23 protein-coding genes and 1 tRNA gene are annotated in these 19,880 nt (G+C 61.6%); 22 read left to right on the top strand and 2 right to left on the bottom strand.

Annotation, left to right across the window (positions count from 1 at the left end):
* Positions 1–21: 21 nt before the first annotated feature.
* From cmk to P1L41_RS16390, 11 genes are all read left to right on the top strand, one after another.
* Positions 22–600 carry a (d)CMP kinase gene (cmk, locus tag P1L41_RS16340; protein ID WP_276296783.1) on the top strand — a complete coding sequence of 193 codons (579 nt, stop codon included), beginning with the start codon at positions 22–24 and terminating at the stop codon, positions 598–600.
* Between the two features lie 4 nt (positions 601–604).
* A complete protein-coding gene (locus tag P1L41_RS16345; protein WP_276296784.1) occupies positions 605–1,495 on the top strand; it encodes an RNA-guided pseudouridylation complex pseudouridine synthase subunit Cbf5 in 891 nt (296 codons plus the stop codon).
* 91 nt (positions 1,496–1,586) lie between these two features.
* On the top strand, positions 1,587–3,020 hold the full coding sequence (locus tag P1L41_RS16350; protein ID WP_276296785.1) for an ATP-binding protein: 1,434 nt from the start codon (positions 1,587–1,589) through the stop codon (positions 3,018–3,020).
* A 27-nt stretch (positions 3,021–3,047) separates the two neighbouring features.
* Positions 3,048–3,118: transfer RNA gene (locus tag P1L41_RS16355), tRNA-Pro, on the top strand.
* 226 nt (positions 3,119–3,344) lie between these two features.
* On the top strand, positions 3,345–3,551 hold the full coding sequence (locus P1L41_RS16360; RefSeq protein ID WP_276296786.1) for a DUF7563 family protein: 207 nt from the start codon (positions 3,345–3,347) through the stop codon (positions 3,549–3,551).
* Positions 3,548–3,772 (top strand): hypothetical protein, encoded by a 225-nt coding sequence (locus P1L41_RS16365; RefSeq protein ID WP_276296787.1) that lies wholly within the window; start codon positions 3,548–3,550, stop codon positions 3,770–3,772. Before P1L41_RS16360 ends, P1L41_RS16365 begins: the two co-directional genes overlap by 4 nt.
* Positions 3,772–3,993, top strand: a complete 222-nt coding sequence (locus tag P1L41_RS16370; RefSeq protein ID WP_276296788.1) for a hypothetical protein — start codon at positions 3,772–3,774, stop codon at positions 3,991–3,993. Before P1L41_RS16365 ends, P1L41_RS16370 begins: the two co-directional genes overlap by 1 nt.
* A 289-nt stretch (positions 3,994–4,282) precedes the next feature.
* Positions 4,283–4,552 carry a hypothetical protein gene (locus P1L41_RS16375; protein ID WP_276296789.1) on the top strand — a complete coding sequence of 90 codons (270 nt, stop codon included), beginning with the start codon at positions 4,283–4,285 and terminating at the stop codon, positions 4,550–4,552.
* On the top strand, positions 4,552–5,082 hold the full coding sequence (locus P1L41_RS16380) for a hypothetical protein (RefSeq protein WP_276296790.1): 531 nt from the start codon (positions 4,552–4,554) through the stop codon (positions 5,080–5,082). Before P1L41_RS16375 ends, P1L41_RS16380 begins: the two co-directional genes overlap by 1 nt.
* Positions 5,079–6,152 carry a DUF7845 domain-containing protein gene (locus P1L41_RS16385; protein WP_276296791.1) on the top strand — a complete coding sequence of 358 codons (1,074 nt, stop codon included), beginning with the start codon at positions 5,079–5,081 and terminating at the stop codon, positions 6,150–6,152. Before P1L41_RS16380 ends, P1L41_RS16385 begins: the two co-directional genes overlap by 4 nt.
* 14 nt (positions 6,153–6,166) lie before the next feature.
* A complete protein-coding gene (locus P1L41_RS16390) occupies positions 6,167–6,709 on the top strand; it encodes a hypothetical protein (protein WP_276296792.1) in 543 nt (180 codons plus the stop codon).
* Between the two features lie 389 nt (positions 6,710–7,098).
* On the opposite strand, the gene P1L41_RS18760 is transcribed toward P1L41_RS16390, so the two are convergent.
* Positions 7,099–7,305, bottom strand: coding sequence for a DUF6199 family natural product biosynthesis protein (locus P1L41_RS18760; protein WP_465260859.1), 207 nt, complete (start codon positions 7,303–7,305; stop codon positions 7,099–7,101).
* A gap of 569 nt (positions 7,306–7,874) precedes the next feature.
* Between P1L41_RS18760 and P1L41_RS16395 the strand changes: the two genes are divergently transcribed.
* The 11 genes from P1L41_RS16395 (at position 7,875) to P1L41_RS16445 (ending at position 18,465) form a co-directional block, all read left to right on the top strand.
* On the top strand, positions 7,875–8,555 hold the full coding sequence (locus P1L41_RS16395) for a helix-turn-helix domain-containing protein (protein WP_276296793.1): 681 nt from the start codon (positions 7,875–7,877) through the stop codon (positions 8,553–8,555).
* Between the two features lie 574 nt (positions 8,556–9,129).
* Complete coding sequence (locus P1L41_RS16400) at positions 9,130–9,864, top strand: CPBP family intramembrane glutamic endopeptidase (protein ID WP_276296794.1); 735 nt, start codon at positions 9,130–9,132, stop codon at positions 9,862–9,864.
* A gap of 196 nt (positions 9,865–10,060) precedes the next feature.
* Positions 10,061–10,927, top strand: a complete 867-nt coding sequence (locus P1L41_RS16405; protein WP_276296795.1) for a CPBP family intramembrane glutamic endopeptidase — start codon at positions 10,061–10,063, stop codon at positions 10,925–10,927.
* A gap of 100 nt (positions 10,928–11,027) precedes the next feature.
* A complete protein-coding gene (locus P1L41_RS16410) occupies positions 11,028–12,050 on the top strand; it encodes an ABC transporter ATP-binding protein (protein ID WP_276296796.1) in 1,023 nt (340 codons plus the stop codon).
* Positions 12,047–12,901 carry an ABC transporter permease subunit gene (locus tag P1L41_RS16415; RefSeq protein WP_276296797.1) on the top strand — a complete coding sequence of 285 codons (855 nt, stop codon included), beginning with the start codon at positions 12,047–12,049 and terminating at the stop codon, positions 12,899–12,901. Before P1L41_RS16410 ends, P1L41_RS16415 begins: the two co-directional genes overlap by 4 nt.
* Before the next feature lie 308 nt (positions 12,902–13,209).
* On the top strand, positions 13,210–13,983 hold the full coding sequence (locus tag P1L41_RS16420; protein ID WP_276296798.1) for a CPBP family intramembrane glutamic endopeptidase: 774 nt from the start codon (positions 13,210–13,212) through the stop codon (positions 13,981–13,983).
* A gap of 42 nt (positions 13,984–14,025) precedes the next feature.
* Positions 14,026–14,826 carry a CPBP family intramembrane glutamic endopeptidase gene (locus P1L41_RS16425; RefSeq protein WP_276296799.1) on the top strand — a complete coding sequence of 267 codons (801 nt, stop codon included), beginning with the start codon at positions 14,026–14,028 and terminating at the stop codon, positions 14,824–14,826.
* Between the two features lie 281 nt (positions 14,827–15,107).
* A complete protein-coding gene (locus P1L41_RS16430) occupies positions 15,108–16,001 on the top strand; it encodes a CPBP family intramembrane glutamic endopeptidase (protein WP_276296800.1) in 894 nt (297 codons plus the stop codon).
* A gap of 155 nt (positions 16,002–16,156) precedes the next feature.
* Positions 16,157–16,552: a hypothetical protein gene (locus P1L41_RS16435; protein WP_276296801.1), complete on the top strand. Its 396-nt coding sequence runs from the start codon at positions 16,157–16,159 to the stop codon at positions 16,550–16,552.
* Between the two features lie 74 nt (positions 16,553–16,626).
* Positions 16,627–17,553 carry a CPBP family intramembrane glutamic endopeptidase gene (locus P1L41_RS16440; RefSeq protein WP_276296802.1) on the top strand — a complete coding sequence of 309 codons (927 nt, stop codon included), beginning with the start codon at positions 16,627–16,629 and terminating at the stop codon, positions 17,551–17,553.
* A 315-nt stretch (positions 17,554–17,868) separates the two neighbouring features.
* A complete protein-coding gene (locus P1L41_RS16445; RefSeq protein WP_276296803.1) occupies positions 17,869–18,465 on the top strand; it encodes a site-specific integrase in 597 nt (198 codons plus the stop codon).
* 682 nt (positions 18,466–19,147) lie between these two features.
* On the opposite strand, the gene P1L41_RS16450 is transcribed toward P1L41_RS16445, so the two are convergent.
* Complete coding sequence (locus P1L41_RS16450) at positions 19,148–19,873, bottom strand: type IV pilin N-terminal domain-containing protein (RefSeq protein WP_276296804.1); 726 nt, start codon at positions 19,871–19,873, stop codon at positions 19,148–19,150.
* Between the last annotated feature and the right edge of the window lie 7 nt (positions 19,874–19,880).

Below are 19,880 nucleotides of genomic sequence, written 5' to 3' on the forward strand. Positions count from 1 at the left end.
GCGGGTCACGCGAACTCCGATATGTTGATCACCGTCTCCGGCCCGGCCGGCAGCGGCAAGAGCACGCTCGCGAGGAGCCTGGCCGACGCGCTGGACTACGACCACGTCAGCGGCGGGGACATCTTCCGCTCGCTGGCCGAGGACCGGGGGATGACGCCCCTGGAACTGAACAAGGCCGCCGAGGAGGACGACCAGATCGACCGGGACCTGGACCAGCGCCTGCGGAACATCGCCAGGGAACGTGACGACCTGGTGCTCGAGTCCCGCCTCGCTGGCTGGATGGCCGGCGAGTACGCCGACATGAAGCTCTGGCTCACCGCGCCACTGGACGTCCGCGCCGACCGCATCGCCACCCGCGAGAACAAGCCCTTCGAGCAGGCCCGCACGGAGACCCGCGAACGCGGCAAGAGCGAGGCCCAGCGCTACAGCGACTACTACGACATCGACTTCGACGACCTCTCTATCTACGACCTCTCGGTGAACACGGCCCGCTGGGACCCCCAGGGCGTCCTCAGCGTCACCCTCCACGCTGTCGAATCATACAGCCCCGGCGGAGACGAGGGGAAGGCACCCATCGAGAACATCCGCTACGAGTTCTGAACCGATGTCCCTCCGTGGCCCACCGGACGACCGCTCGCCCGACGACCTGCTCTCCTTCGGCGTCGTCAACCTCGACAAGCCGCCCGGTCCCTCCGCCCACCAGGTCGCCGGCTGGGTCCGGGACGCCACCGACCAGGAGCGGGTCGCCCACGGCGGGACGCTCGACCCGAAGGTCACGGGCTGTCTCCCGATGCTGCTCGGCGACGCCGCCCGGATGGCCCGAATCTTCGACGACGCTGACAAGGAGTACGTCGCCGTCCTCGAGCTCCACGAGACCGCACCGTCGGACTTCGACCGCGTCGTGGCCGAGTTCGAGACCGAGATATACCAGAAACCGCCCCGCAAGAGCGCGGTCAAGCGACAACTGCGGAGCCGCCGGATCCACGCGCTGGACGTCTTGGAACGCAGCGAGCGGCGGGCGCTGCTGCGGGTTCGCTGCGAGTCGGGCACCTATATCCGCAAACTGTGTCACGACATCGGCCTGGCGCTGGGGACCGGCGCACACATGGGCGACCTCCGGCGGACGGCGACAGGGACCTTCGACGACAGCGACCTCGTGACGATGCACGACCTGGTCGACGCCCTGGCGTTCGCCGACGAGGGCGACGACGTGCCGCTCCGCGAGGTGGTGCACCCGGCAGAGCGCGCGCTGATCCACCTTCCCCGCGTGACCATCGCACCGAGCGCCGCCCGCGAAGTCGCGAACGGGGCGCCGGTGTACGCCCCGGGCGTCCTCGACGTCGAAGCCGCCGAAGTCGGCGGCCAGGCAGCCGACACGGACGCGCTGGTCGCCTGTTACACCCCGGACGAGGCGGCGGTCTGCCTGGGGACGCTCGTGGGGGACCCCGACGCGGAGTCCGGCGTCGTGGTATCACTCGAACGAGTATTGGTGTAAGTCTGTCACCGATGCTCATATAGCGCCTGCCGGCAAAGTGTGGCCAGAATTGTGAATGGGTGGCACACACGCGGGTGACCGGAGGCGGGCGATGGCCGCACGGGTCAGTCTGCTCGGGCTCGTCTTGTTGACCGTCCTCGTCGTCCATCAGCTCCGGCATCCACAGGGGCTGCTGGCAACGACGGTCGGAATCGTCGTTCCGGCGGCGTTCGTCGGCGTCCTCGTAGCCGCGGGGCCGTGGCTCTACGCGCTCGACTACCCGGCAAAGAACATCGACCGCATCTCCCGATGGGTGGTCGTGGGCACGGCCGTCGGCGCGCTCGTCGGCGCCGGCATCGTCGCTCACCTCTCGCTGCTCGACTACAGGATAGCCGAAGGCCCCTTCATCGTCTCGAACATCGGCATCGCCGGTGCCGTCGGCGGCCTGCTGGTCGGGTACTTCGAGTCACAGGGGATGCGGAAGGCGGCCCACCTCGAGCAGAACATCGCCAAGTTCCAGGCCGTCTTCGAGGGGACCCACGACGCGCTCGTCGTCGCCGACGACACCGGGACGTACGTCGACGCCAACCCCGCCGCTGCGGCCCTCTTCGGCGTCGAGCGGTCCGAACTCATCGGGATGTCGATACAGGATTTCGCCGCCTCGGACTTCGACTTCGACCGCGAGTGGTCGGACTTCCGTCAGGATAAACGGGGTCGCGGACAGTTCCCGCTCGTCCGCCCCAACGGCACCAAGCGTATCGTCGAGTTCGCGGCGACGAGCGACATCTACCCCGGCCACCATCTCTCGGCGCTCCGGGACGTCACCGACCGGGTGATGTACGAACAGGGAATCGAACACCAGCAAGAGACCCTCTCGTTCCTGAATCAGGTGCTCCGGCACAACGTCCTCAACGGCGTCCACGTCATCCTCGCACGGGCCGAGCTGCTGTCCGAACGCGTCTCTGACACCGACCGCGAGCACGTCGACGCCATCGGTGACCGTGGCGAGAACATCGCCGACCTCGTGAGTCGGGTGAACCGGCTCAACACGACCATGCAGAGCGGGCACCAGCTCGAACAGGTCGAACTCGACCGATTGCTCGGAACGGTCACTCAGTCGGCCAGGGTCTCCTTCCCCGAGGCCGAGGTCTCGCTGCCCGAGCCGCTTCCCGACGTCGTCGTCGACGCCGACACGATGCTCGAGGAGGTGTTCGAGAACCTGGTCACCAACGCCATCAGGCACAACGACACCGACACTCCCGAGGTGACAATCAGCGTCGCGACGGATGACGAGTCGGTCACGGCGACGGTCTCCGACAACGGCCCGGGCATCCCCGACGACAAGAAAGACATCGTCTTCGGCCGGGGCGAGAAGGGGCCCGCCAGCGACGGGACTGGCTTCGGCCTCTACATCGTTCGAACCCTCGTCGAGCGCTACGGCGGCGGCGTCGAACTCTCCGACAACGTGCCCCGCGGGTCGACGTTCGAGGTTACCCTCCCCCGCGTGGAACGTGTCCCCGCAGCGTCGGAGAAACGACACCCATAAGTCGAGGACCACCCTCCTCCCGAGTGCGGGACCGTGGGGTAGCGGTATCCTCGGCGCATGGGGTGCGTCGGACCTGAGTTCGAATCTCGGCGGTCCCACTTCAATTCTACCCGGATGGAAATTATCAGACGTACAGAGCCGCTGAATCCAAATTCCTTTCAGAAATAGAGTGGACTAAACCCCCTCGTTTAAGTGGGAGGTGGTCGGCTTGATTACCGACCTTTCTGAGTCGGAATCAACCCCACTCATCTGTGAATTCTGTGGGTTTCCGATCAACCAGAACGACCAGCGCTGCCCAGCGCTCGACGACGGGAGGTGCCGGCCATGAGCCCGCAGTGCGAGAACTGCGGCGCGCACGTCTCCGCGGAGTACCACCGCGTCCGCTCGGGCAACGATGGCGTCCTTCACGGCTGCCCGTCATGCACGTCGCCGGCGACGCGCCAGCGAGAGGCAGCTGGCCTCGAGGCAGATTACAAGGTGCGGACAGACGCTGAGGGGCGGACCGTCGTCGATCGAGGTGGTGAGGCGTGACGACCTCGCTGACGAACCTGAACAGAGCCGGCGACCTGTCCACTGACGGCGACGGCGAGTTCCGCTGTGAGTACTGCAACGCTCGCTGCACCAGGTCGCCCACGAGTAACCTCGAGTACGGTCATCTAACTGGGTGCCCCCAGCGCCCAGACGATCTCCCGAAGGGTGGTGGTTACGTCTCAGAGCGTGACCAACTCGACGTCGGCCAGGAGGTGGCCTGATGGTCGCCCGCGGCGATGTCTGCGAGTCCTGCGGGACGGTCTGTCGGGCGACGATGACCCGTTTCGCCGATGGCTCGCGCTGGGGGATGTGTCACGAGTGCACCCGACAGTGGCTGCTCATCTGGCGGTTCTTCTGTGAACGACAGCCCCGGCAGGCGAATCGAGTCCGGGCACAGGCGAACAGTGATTCGCTCGCTCGTGCCGACGGAGGTGAGCGATAGATGGTTGGCATTGCAACTGGATTGCCAGTCAAGTCATCGTGTTTCTCCGGTATCTATCGTCCCACTAATCCCACAATCAGGGCACGTCATTTCCCTGCGGTTGTTGCTACTGGAAAGCATCACGTAGCAGTTCCCGCACTCACAAACCACCTGGCTGGGTGTCACGAGAATAACTATCACCGAAGTATTATAAAAATACGGACTGGTCAACGTCAGTCTCAGAAAGTCGCCTTGCAGCGAGACCTCCAAGCAGTCCTCAAATTCCTGGCTTCCTGTGGGGGTGAAGAGCGTGTCGAGTGACCTCCACGTCACCGACCACGTCGACAGTCGCCGCTGGCTCCAGCGCTCGGACGACCCCGTCATGGACCCGGTCGATGCCTGGGCCCATGCCGTCCGCCTTCGCGGCCACGGCCTCGAGGGCGACGAGGTTCGCTACCACGAGCACACGCGAACCGTGCTCGTCCGGAAGAACACCAGCTTGGTGACCGTCCTGGATGCCACTGACCTGCCGTCTCAGGTCCGCTTCGCGGTGCGGCTCGTACGGGGTGCTGATGACTGATGCCGTCGACGCATCAGTCCAGCGACCGCCGCGAGCGGCTGCACTGTCCGAACGCCCAGGAACGCCTCGGCGAAGATCCGGCTCGGTGGCTCGACTGGGATTTCCTTCGGGATTCGGCCCGAAAGGACCTGGTCTGGTCGCTCATCGACGGAATGGACTCTCTCGAGCGTGTGCGTATCTGGAAGGGCGTCGAGCGAAAGATCGCGAACGACCGGGCCGAGGATGAGGCCCACATCGACATCGACCAGCCGCGCGGCCCGATCATGCAGCGCCTCGACCAGCGCGAGGAGTGGTTGACGCTGCACGGCGAGCGTCCTGACCGGCTCCCGGACGGCCCACGACGTCCTTGTGACTGTTGCGACTCGGAGGAGGGTGTCTCGCCCGCCGACCTTCGCGAACGCGACGAGACGGCGGCTGCGCGACTGGTCGACTCGCATGAGTCCGGCGGCGTCGACACCAGCGAGACGAGTCCGGCGACCGAACCCGCGACGCTCGGCGCATTCGCGACCGACGGGGGTGAGGACGCGTGACGCAAGTCGCGCCTCAGAACCACGAAGCCGAGTGCTGGCTGTACTACGCTCCGACCGATGCCGGCGAGAGCGAGTTTGTCGACTACGACGGGCTCGACCCGTACTGGGCGCTATCGAATCTCCTCATCAATGAGTTCGATGGCTACCACGAACTCGAGACTGAGATCAACGGTGAGTCGGTCACGATCCGATTCAACTACTCCCCATCTGGATTCACGCCGCGACCGTCTGATGACGTCGGTGGCGATCGGCTCTACGAATTCGATATCAACGTCCAGGGGCGTGACCGCCGGAAGGTCAACTACAACATCTCGCCGCGGTACCCGAATATGCTCGATTCGGACGGCGAGCCGACGACGACCGCGTTCGATCACACCGATCCCGACGAGGGTCTCGCAATTCACTGCCAGCCGTCGAACATGCGACTCGACGAGGTTCCTCAGTTCCTCGCTCGAGCCGTGTTCGAACTGGCAGATGACGCTGGTGTCGGGATGTATCACGGCTACTTCGACGCGCCGTTCGATGGTCGCATCACTGCCCTCGAGCGCTACGTCCGCATCACCCGGTCGATGAACGAGAGACTCATCGGGACCGGTGGTGTGATCGACCGCCTCGCCATGATGCTGTCCGATATCTCCGGCACGAAGGGTATGCACAAGTGGGACAACGAGGAGGAACGCGGGCATCACGTCGTCGTCCGGCACGGCACGACCAGTGCGAGGGAGCTGGTCTCGCATCACTGTCTCGGCGGGCAGCTGAAGAGCTATCTGCCTGAGCACCCCGACCACTTCGAGCCCGACGACCCGCTTTACCACCCGAAGGTCGGTGCGAAGTTCGTCGGTGGGCGGACTGATGGCGGTTCGGTCGACTGGGCCGACCTCCATGATGCCGTTCGCGAACTCGACGAAAGGCTGCTCTCGGTCCTCTCTTGGGCAGGTATCCCGACCGAGCCCGGTGGGACGACGTACGTCGCCGACGACCACTTCGACGCGAGTGCAGCAGAGGAGACAGTCCCACTGCACGCCGACCCGCTCCCCTGCTCGAGGCCGACCAAGAGCATCTGCTGCTGACCTGCCTGCGAGACATGACGCCCGCCGACGAGGCGATCGCGGAGACGCTCGCAACCGATGGTGGGATGGACGCCGATCGACTCGCCGAGGCGACCGGCACATCGCTCTCGACCGTGTACCGAGCTCTCCAGCGCATCCCCGAGGTGCTTGAGAGTGACAACGGCCACGTCCAGTTCGTGAGCGAGAAACTCAGGCAGGAGATGCGAGCCCTTGTCGACTCCGTCGAGTCCACAATCGATTCGGCCGGCGAGCGTGCGGCTCGCGTTCTGGACCTGGAGGTTCGACAATCCGCCTCGTCGGCGTTCGACCTGTGGCTCGCGAAGTACGGCGCCGAGTTCGAGGCGCCGGAGCGCGAAGGTGAGCGGCCGGTCGTCCGCATCGATACCGCCCTCTCGACGCTCAAGTCCACGAGCTCGCCGCTCGTCGAGGACGTCATCGTCGAGATGCTCCAGGCGTGGCGAAAGGACGGGCGCGATCCGGCGACGCTCCTGGACGCAGTCCTCGAGGTCACGATCGACGGCGCGCGGCAGCAGCGGCCGGTCAGGACCCTCCACTGACGCCCGACAGCCGAGTGGCAACACTGTTCTTCAGTCTGGTTCTTTATAAGTAATCCTGCGGGCGAGGCCCGCAACCCCTGTTTCTGGTGGACTCACTGACCGGCCAGCGACGGCGTCGGTCGCTGGTCCGGCCGGGTTCCGTGCCAGCCCAGCGGGCAGCACCCCTTAGGCCGTGTCCCTAAGGGGACATCTGGCCAAAAATACACACCGCCCCAGCCTCCGCCACCGCAGACTCCAGGTGAACCAGTAGAAACGGAGGGGTTGGCCCAGATTAATCTCTCAGTTGCTGAGAGGTTGTTGATGTTCTGCTGAATACAGCGCGCGAGTCTTGCACGATTTATCGGTCCGCTCGATGCAGTTCAGTTCGGTCAGTAAAGGTGACCTTCCTCTTAGAGGAATCCTGTTACGCCGATGAATAAAAATAGCACACCCAATCCGCGATAAAGCCAGATAGGGGTGCCGGACTCTTCAGATTGGTCAGATGATGAACGCCGAAGGAACTCAAATCCAAACGTGTGAACTCTCTTCGGAAGGATAACGTAGGCAAGACCAAGGACTACAGCTATGACGTATCCGACTTGCCACAGAATGCTCATATGCTCTTTTTAACGAGTCGACAGATATGTTTAATGGACAATATGCAGACAAACTGAACAGTTGGTTCGTTGAGTTAAGCCTGAAAGAAACGAGGCTCGCTTGCTGGACTCATCCTCTATATCTCGCACATCGCTTCTGACAGTATCCGAGTAGATTTCAGCAGTCGTGCTGCATACAGGGCGCATATCGGTCAAGCGCTCCGGGCAGGGGACCTTCAGGCTGCCTTTCCCGGCCCAGATGACCTGGGGGCATTAGCTGGATTCGACACGCCGACCCTGGTTGTCTTAGGCGACCGGGATCCGTTCCTCTCCGCGAGTTGCATTCGCCCGAAGGCCGAACAGACGCTGCCATCGCTCGTGCCGTGTCTCACACTGGCTGGCGAACGGCACTTCCTTTCGACTACCGGACAGAATCGTGTGACGGACCGTATCCGGGATTTTCTGGCTGGCTGTGGAGCCCCGAGACACGAGACTGAGAGTCGATATTTGGGCTCCGTCTTCACCGAATCGTCATTCCACTTTTTCTCACTCCCAAACAACTTTGTGGTTCACATCAGAAATTCAACTTTATGAGCATCTTCGGAGAGTTCCATGTCCCTCCAAGAGCCCTCGCGCTCTCCGAGACGTTCGAGGCCGAACCGGAGACCGTCGTCCAGATCGACCGAGTCGTCGCCTCGGATATGAACGCCTTGGCCCCGTACTTCATCGTTTCTGGCGTGCCGAACGCGGCCTTCGAAGCCGCAGCCAGTTCAGATGAGTCGATCAAGACACTCCAGCAGATTCTAGACGGCGAGACTGGCACGATGTACCGCGGGAGATGGGCAGACCACGTCGAATCTCTCGCCCGGGAGTACACGAGTGAAGGAACGTCGATCCTGAAGGCCAGAGGTGACGTGAACGGGTGGGTCCTCCGCGTCAGGTTCGATGGCCGCACACAGATCGGCGAGTTCGCGAGTCATCTCCGCGACCACGGCTTCGCGTTCGATCTCGTGCGTCTCCACGAGATGACCTACTCCCAGACGGGGAGTCAGTTCGGGCTCACCCCGAAACAACAGGACGCGCTGGTGACTGCCTGGCAGATGGGCTACTTCGACCTCCCGAGGCAGACGTCGATGGAAGCCGTGGCTGAAGAACTTGACATCACGCCCCAGTCACTCTCAGATCGGCTTCGACGGGCCCAGAACACACTCATCGGAGATACGCTACGTATGTCTATGCCAGTGGAGCAGGACAGTTCCCCAGCCAATTGAGCCAACGCCTTGGCACTCGTCTTCCAACCGACACGCGTGCCCGGAGCAACAGTTTGCAGGTGCCGAGGAATACGTCGTCGGGACGTTGGATTTCGGCTTCGACAGTACACGACCGTACCGTACCGGTACGCTCACGCCCGTGGGTCGTTGAGTGACTGTAGAACTAACCTCCCTTCTGCAGCGTGTGGATTACATCGGGCTATATAAAGACCGGATAGATAAGACAGAACCATTCTTTCTCCCCAGAATACTCATAATGTATGGACTTTCGAAGCCTCATGTGGAACAGTGACGAGCGGCGGCCACGAGCGTTGATCCGACTCCTTGTCGGGTTCTTCGTGATTGCGACATTCGCCGTCATCGGAACGATCGTTATGGATCTGATAGCGGTTGCATTCGTGCAACCACTCTCGTTCGGCTACCAGTCCTTACCACACTCGGACTCGGTCTCGGGACCCTCATTGGTATCGTGATAGTTGCTCGCTACGTCGATCGGCGACCGTTCTCTGATTACGGGTTCCGAGACCGAACGGTATGGGGGCGAGATCTCGTGGTTGGTGCCGGGTTAGCTCTCATGGCGCAAACTGTCGCAGTCGGCGTCGCGCTATCCGCCGGTTGGGTTGTCGTGACCGATACAGTTGTCGCTGGATCCGAAGGGCTCATTCTCGGACTAGTCGGTGCGCTGGTCCTCTTTACAGTCGTCGGCTTCTACGAAGAACTCGTGGCTCGTGGATTCATTTTGAAGAACGTTGCCGAAGGGTTTGCGAGATACGGGACGGCTCCGGCTGTCATCGCTGCCGTCATCATCTCCAGCGTCGTGTTCGGTATCGTTCACCTGGCGAACGCTGGCGCCTCACTCGTCTCCGTGGTCGTGATTGCCGTTATTGCGATTACGGTCGCAGCGAGCTACGTGTTGACTGGTCGACTCGGGCTTGCGATCGGGTTCCACACCAGTTGGAACATCGCGATGGGAGTCCTGTTCGGCCAGCCCGTGAGTGGCATCGAACTTCCGGCCCACATTCTCGCCCTCGAAGTGACGGGACCGACCAGCTGGACTGGCGGGTCCTTTGGTTTCGAAGCCGGAATTTTGGGTGTGGTTGCAGGCTTTGTCGGACTCGTCGGCGTCATTGCGTACGTCTACGTCGTCGAGGGACATCTCCGCATACATCCCAGCCTACTCGTTCCAACCCTTCGAGGCCGAACTGACGAAGAGAGCGCTGCGATACGTGACGACCGCCGCGTTGAAGACGTGTACGCCGAATCTAATATCGACGTTGGCCACGACGGGAGCGTCGCTCCCGAAAAATAGCCCCGGTCCAAGTCTGTACTAGTCGAATAGGGCCGGGTAGAGGAGTATATAAAACACGGATAGATACGGCGAGTACAATCTTGGAAATTTGACCCGTATCAGACGTCTATGAGTCAATTCGATTCACGACCTGTACTCCACGCTGGGGCAGTAGAATTCGCGCGACGTGATACTGGGACTGGCTGGAGGGCCCCGGATGGCCATTGAACGGGCTGCCCCCAAATTCGAGCTGCCGCCGGACGTGTATCTCGGCGCATTCGTGGTGATCACATTAGTCGTTGGCTGGTCGATATCGCTACTGATCGTCACCGATTCGATTCCTGGTTACACGACGACCGTACTGATGCTCACGCCCGCTGTCGTCGTTCTCGCCCTCCGCCGGATCCAGGGTCAATCCATCGTGGGAACGATCGTGTCCTCGATTCGCGGTGCGACCACCCCGTCGCTCGGATTCGCGTTCCTCTACCCGGTTCTGTTTATCGGCACCGTCGGTACCATCGCCCTTGCGAGTGGCCTCGGCGTCTACCAGCCGGGCCCGCAGAACTTCGTGGTCATGGTGATCGAACAGTTCGGGTTCGCCGTCCTGGCGATTGTCCTGTTCGAGCAGCTCGTCAGAATGTACGGCGAGGAGTTGGGCTGGCGGGGATACCTACTCCCGGCACTGACCGAAAAGTGGGGCCGAGCGGGTGCTACGGCGGCCGTGGGTGTCGTCTGGGCGCTATTTCACTCCGCATTCCTCTACCGGGCGGCCGCAGTCACTGGTGTCGGTGACCCCTTGACTGTTGCTGTCGTCCAGGCCGTCGCCGTGTTCGCCGTCTCGTTCCCGTTCGCGTACTGTTACTTCCTCTCGAACGGAAGTGTCCTGCCCGTTGCGATTCTCCACCTCGTCTGGAATATCCTCAATCCGTGGGTTCTGGGAAGCATCTACGCGAACGAGCCGGGTTTCATCGCTGGCGAGGTCCTCCTCGTCACTGGCGAAGGGATTCTCGGGGCGGTTGTCGGTCTCGCTCTGATCGCTGTGTTCGTCGTCCTGTTCCGGCGGGAGGTGTTGATCCGATCGTGACCCTCCGGACAAAGATCGATCGTCACTGACGGGCGAGTACTTAAAACACGGACTGATACGGCGAGCGAACCCTTGTTGGAATCGCTCGTACAGAAGTCGTATGAGTCAGCTTGATCCGTCCACAGACCCGCTTTCTGATGGGATAGCCATCGAACTAACCGGACTGAGCAAGCAGTACGGTGACGTCACTGCCCTCAATACCGTCTCTCTGACGGTTCGAAGGGGAGAGATCTTTGGCTTCCTCGGCCCGAACGGCGCCGGGAAGTCCACGACGATCGACATTCTCCTCGACTTCGTTCGCCCGACGGCAGGGACGGCGACCGTCCTCGGCTACGATGCACAGGAGGATTCACTGGCGGTCCGGCAAGCGGTCGGAGTGCTCCCTGACGGGTACCACCTCTACGACCGTCTGACGGCCCGACAGCATCTCGAGTTCGCAATCGCTTCGAAGGGCAGTGACGACGATCCAGCCGAACTGCTGGATCGGGTCGGTATCGGCGACGCGGCCGACCGGAAGGCCGGGGGCTTCTCAAAAGGGATGAAACAGCGGCTCGTCCTCGCGATGGCGCTCGCTGGCTCTCCGGAAGTTCTCATCCTCGACGAGCCGTCGACGGGACTCGACCCGAATGGCGCTCGCGAGATGCGCGATATCATTCGGGCGGAGCGTGACCGCGGGGCGACGGTGTTCTTCTCCTCGCACATCCTCGAACAGGTCGAAGCCGTCTGTGACCGCGTCGGCATCCTCCGGAACGGCGAACTGGTCGCCGTCGACACGATCGATGCGCTGCGAGATGCGGTCGGGGCCGATGCCCGACTAGTCCTCACCGTCGAGTCGGTGACAGACGACGTGCTAGACGCGGTCACTGCCCTCCCGGGAGTGACCGACGTCCACGCTGCCAGCGAGACGCAACTGATCGTGACGTGCGCGCCAGAGACGAAGACGGCCGTCATGTACGCTGTCGAGGCGGCTGGGGGGACTGTCACCGACTTCGAACTCGAGGAGATCTCCCTCGAGGAGATGTTCGCGGCCTACACGACGGACGACGACACGGCTACTGGCAGTGAAAGCAAGGAGCCCGAGTCCGCGACTCCCTCGGCTGGCGGCGAGGAGGTGCGCGCATGAGCTGGGCCGTCGTTGCTCGAAAAGACTTCCAGGATGCTCGACTCTCGAAGGCGCTCTGGGCCATCACTGGTGCATTCGTCCTCCTGTCGGCAGGGATGGCCGTCATCTACGCCACCGTCCCGGAACTCAGCCGAGATATCGGAGCAGTGAGTACGCTGGGCTATCTGACGCTACTGCTGGCCGCGATGACGCTGTTCGTCTCCATCGCGGCCATCGTCATCGGAGCGGGAGCGATCGCCGGTGAGCGTGACCGCGGCTCGAGCAAGCTCCTGCTTGGCTTTCCCCACAGCCGCGCGGACGTGGTTCTCGGAAAACTCCTCGGACGTACCGCGGTACTCGCGGTCGCCATTCTCGTCGGCCTCGCCGTCACGCTAGCGGTGATCCTCGTGTTGTTCCAGTCGTTCTCGCCGGTCGACTACGCGGTCTTCGCTGTGGTCACGCTCCTGTTTGCCCTCGTGTACGTGGGCATCATGGTCGCCGTCTCCGCGACGACCGGGAGCGGTGGACGGGCGATGGCGTTTGGCGTCGGCGTGTTCGTCCTGCTCGAATTCCTCGGCGACCTCCTCGCGCCGGCGGTCATGTTCGTCGTGAACGGGTTCTCTTTCGGCGGGGTCACGACAGTCCCGGGATGGTATGCCTTCCTCAACGTCGTCACACCGTCGGCTGCCTACCAGAACGCCCTCGGGTGGTTCCTCGGTGACGGCACGACGGCAGCCCTGAGCCTCGGCGGGATGCTGGACGGTCCGGTCCCGTTCTACCTCACGGGCTGGGCCAGCATCGTAATCCTCGTACTCTGGCTCGTCGTTCCGCTGGCACTTGGATACCGGCGCTTTGCCGCCGCCGACCTCTGATCCCACCGCCCAAACCATGTCCCGACAGACTACGAAGACAGGACTCCGAATCGGAACTTCGCCCGCATGTTCGCGGGCCGCCTCGTGACCACCATTGAGGACGGTGATTTTTTGTCGCCGCGATTTGCTCGTCCGGGCGCTGACCGACGACGGATTTTCTACCAGACTGGCGACTCTCTCGTGTTAGGTGAGGATCGTAACTGAATCGAGCAGGAGTATTTAAAAGTCGTACTGATACGGCCTGCGTCTTCAGGAGTCGTCCTCCCGTATATAAGTGCAAATAATCGTGCTTCGTCGCGGTGTTCACTATGTCGACTTCAACTTACAACCAGCCGGATGTACAGCCCCGAACTGCCGATAGCCCGCGGCGGGCGCTTCTCGTCGCTCTCGGGCTGCTATTTGCCGCAGCCATTCCCCCACTGGCAATCGTCGAGGGCTTCAAGCTCGTGCAGGCACAGTTCGGGTACGGTGGCGACCTCGCGGTCACCTACATCGGCGGTGGCCTCCTCGCAACCATAGCCATCGGCCTGATTGGCGTCGCGTACAACCGCGTCCGACCGGTCACTGTCCACGTGCCTCGATGGCTCCCGACGGTGCGCGAGGGTGGCTGGATCGTCGCGGGTGTCGTCGTTTCGTTTGTCGCCGCAATTCTGATCGCGGTCGGGATGCAGTTGCTCGACGCGATACCGCCAACGAACTTTATCACCGCTGCGGCCGCCGAACGACCGGTGTTGGTGTACGGATTTGCACTCTTCGGTGTGCTGTTCATCGTCGGCCCCGTCGAGGAGTACTTTTTCCGAGGTATCGTCCAGGGTCGCCTCCGCGAACAGATGGGAGCAGTGCCGGCCATCGCCATCGTTTCAGTCGGCTTCGCGCTGGGACACGTTCCGAGCTACTTGATCGGCGGATCGGATCTACTCTCGCTGGGCGTCTTCTTCGCCCTTCTGAGCATCGCCGTCGGGTCGGTCATCCTCGGTGCGATCTACGAGCGTACCCAAAACCTCGTCGTGGTCATCGTGATCCACAGCCTGTTCAACGCAATCAGCGTCAGCTTAGCACTGGTCGCCGTTCTCGGAGCGTGATCGGGGATGCAACTGCGGTATCTCCAATCCCGTCCGGTACAATTGTACGTCAGTATTCTTGCGGCGATGCTGGTGTTCGGCGTGGTCGCTCGCCCTATAGTCGAGACACTCGCCCCAGACCTCTCGGTCATCGGTATCCGGGTCGTCCTCAACTGGGTGTTCGTCGCGCTCGTCGTCGGCCTGGTTTCCTGGCTGGGCTGGTGGCGGAAGGTCCGGCTGACCGCACCGATAGCATCGGGCGGCCGCCGGTATCTGCTCGTGCTGGCCGCACTGTTGGTCGTCCCGCTGGGAGTAACCCTCGCGCTCACCCCGGCGCCATTCGCGGTCCCAGAGTTTACGATCCTCGATGGACAGACCCTCTCGACGGCCGGCGTCGTCGTGCTCGTCGTCGTCGGGTTCGCCCTCGGGGCGGCCGTCTCGGAGGAACTCCTGTACCGTGGTGTCGTCCTCCGGAGTTTCGAGTCGCGGGGGCGGATTCCCGCGGCGCTCGCGGCCAGTGTCCTCTTCGGCGCCTCCCACCTCTCGCTGCTCGCAGTTGGCGTGCCTCTGAGTGAAGTGTTACTCGTCAGCGTGTTGAGTGCCGTCTCTGGTATCGGGCTCGCGGCGGTCGCGTTCAGACTGGGGACGCTGTGGCCCCTGGTCGGGTGGCACTTCCTCCAGAACTCCTTTCCGGCGTTCCTCACCCCCGAGGCGATGGCGGTGTTCGTTCCCGTCAATGTCGCCGTCGTCCTCGGGGTCGCCATCCTCGGGACGTGGCTCCTCTGGACGGATCGCAACGTCAGAGTCGCTGACGATGAGATGCAGGCCGATACACCCACTCAGCCCACTGGGAACAGGATATAGCCCTGAATCGCCGACGGTTCCTCGGCGCCGTGGCTGGAGCTACGGCTTCCAGGTCTCTCGTGGCGCTAGCTGGCTGGAGAAGTATTTAAAACGCGGATTGATACGGCCTGCATCTCCAAGCGTCATGCTCCCGTAAACAGACGCAAGCTAAACCGAAGCGTCGTGCTTCGTCGCGGTGTTTACCATGTCGACTTCAACCTACAATCAGCCGGATATGCAGCCCCGAACTGACGATTGCCAGCGACCGGCGATTCTCGCCGCTCTCGGGGGGTGATCAGAAAATGCAACTGATTTCAAGAGACAGTCGGATCGTGTCGGACCTCTCTGAGCCCGACGCGCTTGTGCGAGCTGGCTGGTTCGTTGGGTTGACGCTCGTGCTCTCGTTGGCCATCTACATTCCCGTTATCGCCTCGGCCCACGGGTGGATCGGGGTGGCAGTGCCTCCGGGACTATCGGCACTCGCGATTTTCACGCCTGCAGTGGTCGCGATCGTGTTGCACGTCTATGATAACGGTATCGGCGGTCTTCGGACCGCGTTCCGTCCACTCATTACGTGGCGGTTCGGGCTCCGTTGGTGGACCGTCGTACTGGGGCTCGCACCAGTCATGCTTGGTCTGAGCTACGCAGCGTATCTCTCTCTCGGAGGAGCCCTTAAGCCTGCACCAGCACTAGCACAACTTGATGGACCACTCGGTCTCGCCATCGTACCGATTGCACTGCTGGTGACACTCTTCCTCTCGATGGGCGAAGAACTCGGTTGGCGTGGCTATCTCCTTCCCCTCTTACAGACGCGGTTCGGCGCGGCTATCGCGAGTTTCGTTCTTGGCGTGTGCTGGTTCGCCTGGCACATTCCGCTCCAGTTCGTTCCTGGGGACGCCAATAGTGGGTTCCCACTCCCGCTCTGGGGACTGTCGATCGTCGCAACGGCGTTCGTCTACACTTGGCTGTTCAACAACACCGGGGGGAGTGTGCTCGCAGTCACGCTCTTCCACGGACTGTTCAATACGCTCGGACCGTTCATCGCGCTACACCCGAGCGTGACGGGGAATCCACTCTCGGCATACGTTCTCGCTGGGGTGAACGTCACATTTGCCGTCATCATCCTCGCGCTGTATGGCACTGCGTCCTTTACGCGCCCACAGAAAACAGGAGTCACCTCGGCTGGAGGGAAGTAACCGAACATGTCGAAGCTAAAGCGATATTCACAGTTGAGCCGCTCCCGCTCCATCCAGGATGTGACTTGGAAGAGCACGACCTCACAGGTGACCATACAAATAGAACGGTCGGAGACTAGAGAGGCGCGATGAACCGACGGGGCTTTCTCAATACTGTGGCTGGAACCACGGCTGCCGGGACGCTCGTGGCGCTGGCTGGCTGCGTCGGCTCGGAGGACGGCATCGGCGACCTCACGGTGATCGTCACCAACGTGGACGAGGTCACGCACACTATCGCAGTGACCGTCACGAACCAGGCTGGTGACGTCGTCGAATCGCTCGCTGGCGAGGCTATCGAACCTGGTATCGCGCGGACGTTCACCAGTGCAGGGTATCCCGATGACACCTACCAGGTCGCAGTCGAAGACGATCGGGAGGGCCTTCCCGCCTGGAAGCAGGCTACTCGGTGGTCGAATCTGGCGGCTTGTCCCTCGCTGGTGTTCGAACTCCGGCTGACCAACCAGAACGGCATCAGGCACGTCGTCCCATCGCAACGGTGTGAGTCGCCGTGAACGTGCGGTGGCTGCTGCGTCCGGAGACACAGCCTCGAGGGCTGATCTGGAACGACGTCGAAGACCGACCCCGGATGCCGCTCCGAATCTTCGCCGGACTCGCCCTCTGGTGGCTCCTCGGAATCATGATGTCCGGCCTCCTGGGAACGGTCGTTACCGGCCGGTCACCCTTCTTTGAACTCCGAGGGACTCCGGTTGGCAGTATCGCCGTGACCGCGATCGACCTTGTAGTCGGCGCCATCTCCACGCCTGTGGCCATCTACCTGGCCGGTCGGTACGTGGATCGCCGGCGGTTCCGCGATTTCGGTTTCCGCGTCAATCGCGCGTGGTGGGCCGACCTCACGTTCGGGTTCGTCCTGGGAGGCGCGTTGATGACGGCCATCTTCGTGGTCCAGTTGGCACTCGGCTGGGTCACAATACGCGGCGTTTTCGTCGTCGGTGGCGTCCCCCACTGGACGTTTCCGTACTGGTTCCTGCTCTCGGTGGGGTCCTACCTCATCGGATCCGTGATCGAAGAACTCCTTCACCGAGGTTTCCTGCTGACGAACTTCGCCGAGGGGTTCCAGGTCGGGCCAGTCGACGCCCGCGGGGCCGTGGTGGTGGGGATACTACTGACGAGCGGTGTCTTTGCGTTCGCACATGCTACGGCACCGAACGCGACGGCTATCAGTACGGCGTCGATTGCGCTCGCGGGTGTGTTCCTCGGGCTCGGGTACGCCTTGACTGGGGAACTCGCGCTCCCGATCGGTGTCCACGTCGCGTGGAACTTCTTCGAGGGGAACCTCTACGGATTCCCCATCAGTGGCTCGACGACGACGAGCATCCTCGCAATCGAGCAGCATGGCCCAGACGTCATGACCGGCGGTGCGTTTGGCCCCGAGGCTGGTCTCCTCGGTGTGGGCGCTATTCTTCTCGGTATCCTCACGACTATCGCTTGGGTGCGATATCATCGAGGTGGCTCTGGAATTCAACTGGCAGTCACGAACCGAGAGACTCTGTGAAAATAGGCATCAAAATCTGTGGGACCGCCCCATGAATATAGTACTCAGAGTGGTAAAACCACCAGTGGTTCTGCTGCATACACCCTCTGTATTCAGCACGCACCTTAGAACACTGACCGGAACTGATACAAATCTCGCGGTCACCATTCTACCTAATCCGACGACTGCTTCGGTAAGTCTTGGCCGATAACGTGTAGTAACGACTTGTAAAACAAGTCGTAACAGACTCCGCGTTTTTCACTCGAAACCCGGTGTGCCTTCGCCCCGATCACGCCGTCCGCAGATGCTTTAGTAACGGTTCCTCAAGGAATCGGTATGCGAATCGAAGCGACAGACGGGAACGAACACAAGGTCTGGCTCACCGACAGCGAGATCGAAGACCTCCGACGCGCCACCAACAGTCAGCGCGACGACCTCGTCATCCAGCTGGGCGCGTTCGTCGGCCTCCGCGCCTTCGAGATGCCCCAGGTCCGCCCCGTCGACGTGAAGCAAACCGAGAGCGGCCAGTACCGCCTCCGCGTCGAAGCCGGCAAGGACACCAGCGGGAAGGGTGGAAAGCCACGCGACGCCTACCTCCCCGACAGCGTCGAGCGCGACCTTCAACGGTTCCAGAACGAGCGCAACATCGCTCCGAAAGACCCCTTTATCGATCTGTCCCAACCAGGTGTCCGCGCCGTGATCCGCCGGACTGCCCAACGGGCAGCTCGGGAGACTGGTGACGAGGACTTCGAGAAGGTGAGCACGCACGATCTCCGCCGTCGGTTCGCCCAGCGCCTCCTGGTCGACCAGCAAATGAACCCGCGCGTCGTGATGGCTGTCGGCGGCTGGGACAGTTTCGCCGCCATCGAACCCTATCTGAACGCTCCGAGCGAGGACGTCATCGATGACGCGTTCGTAGAAGTAGGGCTGTAGCTCATCTGGTACTCTGTGCTATTGACGAAAATCGGAAACGGGCTTTGTTGAATTCCTCATTCCCGGACAGTTTGTTGAGGTCGTGCTGAATACAGAGCGCGAATCGGTCACAAGTGGATGGGCATTATCCCATCGGCCGGTCAGTCGATACAGTAGCTGAGCCTTGTTTAGACGCGTCTGCTGCCCTCGGTTAGTGGCTCTATCCGGTGAACAGAATTCATTCATGAGGGTCTCTCTTCCTGCTTTCATTCTGTGGATGCAGGCCGTAGTAGACGATATGCACCGCGTCTAAACAAGGCCCAGTGCGCGTATCGGTCACTGGACGAGACGCCTGAATTACCACATTCTGAGGTCCACAACAGGGCATGTACGTTGCACGCGCTGGCCGGACACATGCAAAAGGGGAAAACCAATTGCGAGAGTTGAAAATCACTACGGGACACCGATAGCAACGATTGAAACGATTTACATACCGATCGCACTGCAGTCGTGCGATCGGGTGTGCATTGATTTTCAATGGCGACTATGCCCCAATTTGCTCGACCACTCTGTGCCGAATCAACTACTCTGTAGAATCGCTAACTTAACAGGGCTGGCCTTCGACTTCAAGAGGCAACGAACTCCCATCGAGACTGAAGTACGACCTACTGTTTGGAGAATCTGCAAATCGGACGAAAATCGGTCAGGTTACGAACGTAGCAGTCATTACTCTGACTTGTTTCTTGTCCGTCTCGTATATCGTTACCGTAATCGTCTCACTGGACCCGATATTCTGATCCGTAAGCCCACTCCCCGTCGCATCTGAAAAGATCAAATCATCCCCCGACGAATCGAAGTACCGCGCTGCTGAGGTACTCCCACCGGCCGGCTCGTCTTCCACAGTGACGTAGACACGGTCGTCGTGAGCCCGGCTGAATTGGAGGTTCTTAATCGTGACTTTTCCATTTATCCGAGCATCGTGCGAGGCTGGATATCCAAAACCCCCGATTGAGGCCTGTGGGTTAGCGCTATTCGGCACGTCGTACTGTGCGATTGTTCCGGTCGTATCATCCTTCGGGGATTGCCAGATGAGCCGTAGGGTATCGCCGCCTTTGGCATTGACCGTCGCTGAGTCGCCCGCGGTGACATCACCCCCACTCCATTCGTTGATACTACCGACCGACGTTTTTTCGAGTGCGGCTCCCGCGAACCGCAACTGGTCGCCGTCAAACGAGTCACCGCTTGCGTGGGTCACCTGAACGTCACCATTGGCTTGCACCTCAAACTCAAACGTCGCACTTGGAGCGGTACTATCTACGCTCTCTCCGATTCCTAGCGCGAACACAGAGACGACAGCCCCCAGTATCACCACGATACCCACCATCAGGACGACCGAAATGACTGACGAGACGGCATCCTCGGACCTCATTAAAGTA

Source organism: Haloarcula ordinaria (genome assembly GCF_029338275.1).
GTDB classification, from domain to species: domain Archaea; phylum Halobacteriota; class Halobacteria; order Halobacteriales; family Haloarculaceae; genus Haloarcula; species Haloarcula ordinaria.

Bases quoted from the DNA above. Each gene is read 5' to 3' on its own strand.
- cmk (WP_276296783.1), top strand. From the start codon at position 22: ATGTTGATCACCGTCTCCGGCCCGGCCGGCAGCGGCAAGAGCACGCTC.
- P1L41_RS16345 (WP_276296784.1), top strand. From the start codon at position 605: ATGTCCCTCCGTGGCCCACCGGACGACCGCTCGCCCGACGACCTGCTC.
- P1L41_RS16350 (WP_276296785.1), top strand. From the start codon at position 1,587: ATGGCCGCACGGGTCAGTCTGCTCGGGCTCGTCTTGTTGACCGTCCTC.
- P1L41_RS16360 (WP_276296786.1), top strand. From the start codon at position 3,345: ATGAGCCCGCAGTGCGAGAACTGCGGCGCGCACGTCTCCGCGGAGTAC.
- P1L41_RS16370 (WP_276296788.1), top strand. From the start codon at position 3,772: ATGGTCGCCCGCGGCGATGTCTGCGAGTCCTGCGGGACGGTCTGTCGG.
- P1L41_RS16380 (WP_276296790.1), top strand. From the start codon at position 4,552: ATGCCGTCGACGCATCAGTCCAGCGACCGCCGCGAGCGGCTGCACTGT.
- P1L41_RS16390 (WP_276296792.1), top strand. From the start codon at position 6,167: ATGACGCCCGCCGACGAGGCGATCGCGGAGACGCTCGCAACCGATGGT.
- P1L41_RS18760 (WP_465260859.1), bottom strand. From the start codon at position 7,305: ATGAGCATTCTGTGGCAAGTCGGATACGTCATAGCTGTAGTCCTTGGT.
- P1L41_RS16395 (WP_276296793.1), top strand. From the start codon at position 7,875: ATGAGCATCTTCGGAGAGTTCCATGTCCCTCCAAGAGCCCTCGCGCTC.
- P1L41_RS16400 (WP_276296794.1), top strand. From the start codon at position 9,130: ATGGCGCAAACTGTCGCAGTCGGCGTCGCGCTATCCGCCGGTTGGGTT.
- P1L41_RS16405 (WP_276296795.1), top strand. From the start codon at position 10,061: ATGGCCATTGAACGGGCTGCCCCCAAATTCGAGCTGCCGCCGGACGTG.
- P1L41_RS16410 (WP_276296796.1), top strand. From the start codon at position 11,028: ATGAGTCAGCTTGATCCGTCCACAGACCCGCTTTCTGATGGGATAGCC.
- P1L41_RS16415 (WP_276296797.1), top strand. From the start codon at position 12,047: ATGAGCTGGGCCGTCGTTGCTCGAAAAGACTTCCAGGATGCTCGACTC.
- P1L41_RS16420 (WP_276296798.1), top strand. From the start codon at position 13,210: ATGTCGACTTCAACTTACAACCAGCCGGATGTACAGCCCCGAACTGCC.
- P1L41_RS16430 (WP_276296800.1), top strand. From the start codon at position 15,108: ATGCAACTGATTTCAAGAGACAGTCGGATCGTGTCGGACCTCTCTGAG.
- P1L41_RS16440 (WP_276296802.1), top strand. From the start codon at position 16,627: ATGCCGCTCCGAATCTTCGCCGGACTCGCCCTCTGGTGGCTCCTCGGA.
- P1L41_RS16445 (WP_276296803.1), top strand. From the start codon at position 17,869: ATGCGAATCGAAGCGACAGACGGGAACGAACACAAGGTCTGGCTCACC.
- P1L41_RS16450 (WP_276296804.1), bottom strand. From the start codon at position 19,873: ATGAGGTCCGAGGATGCCGTCTCGTCAGTCATTTCGGTCGTCCTGATG.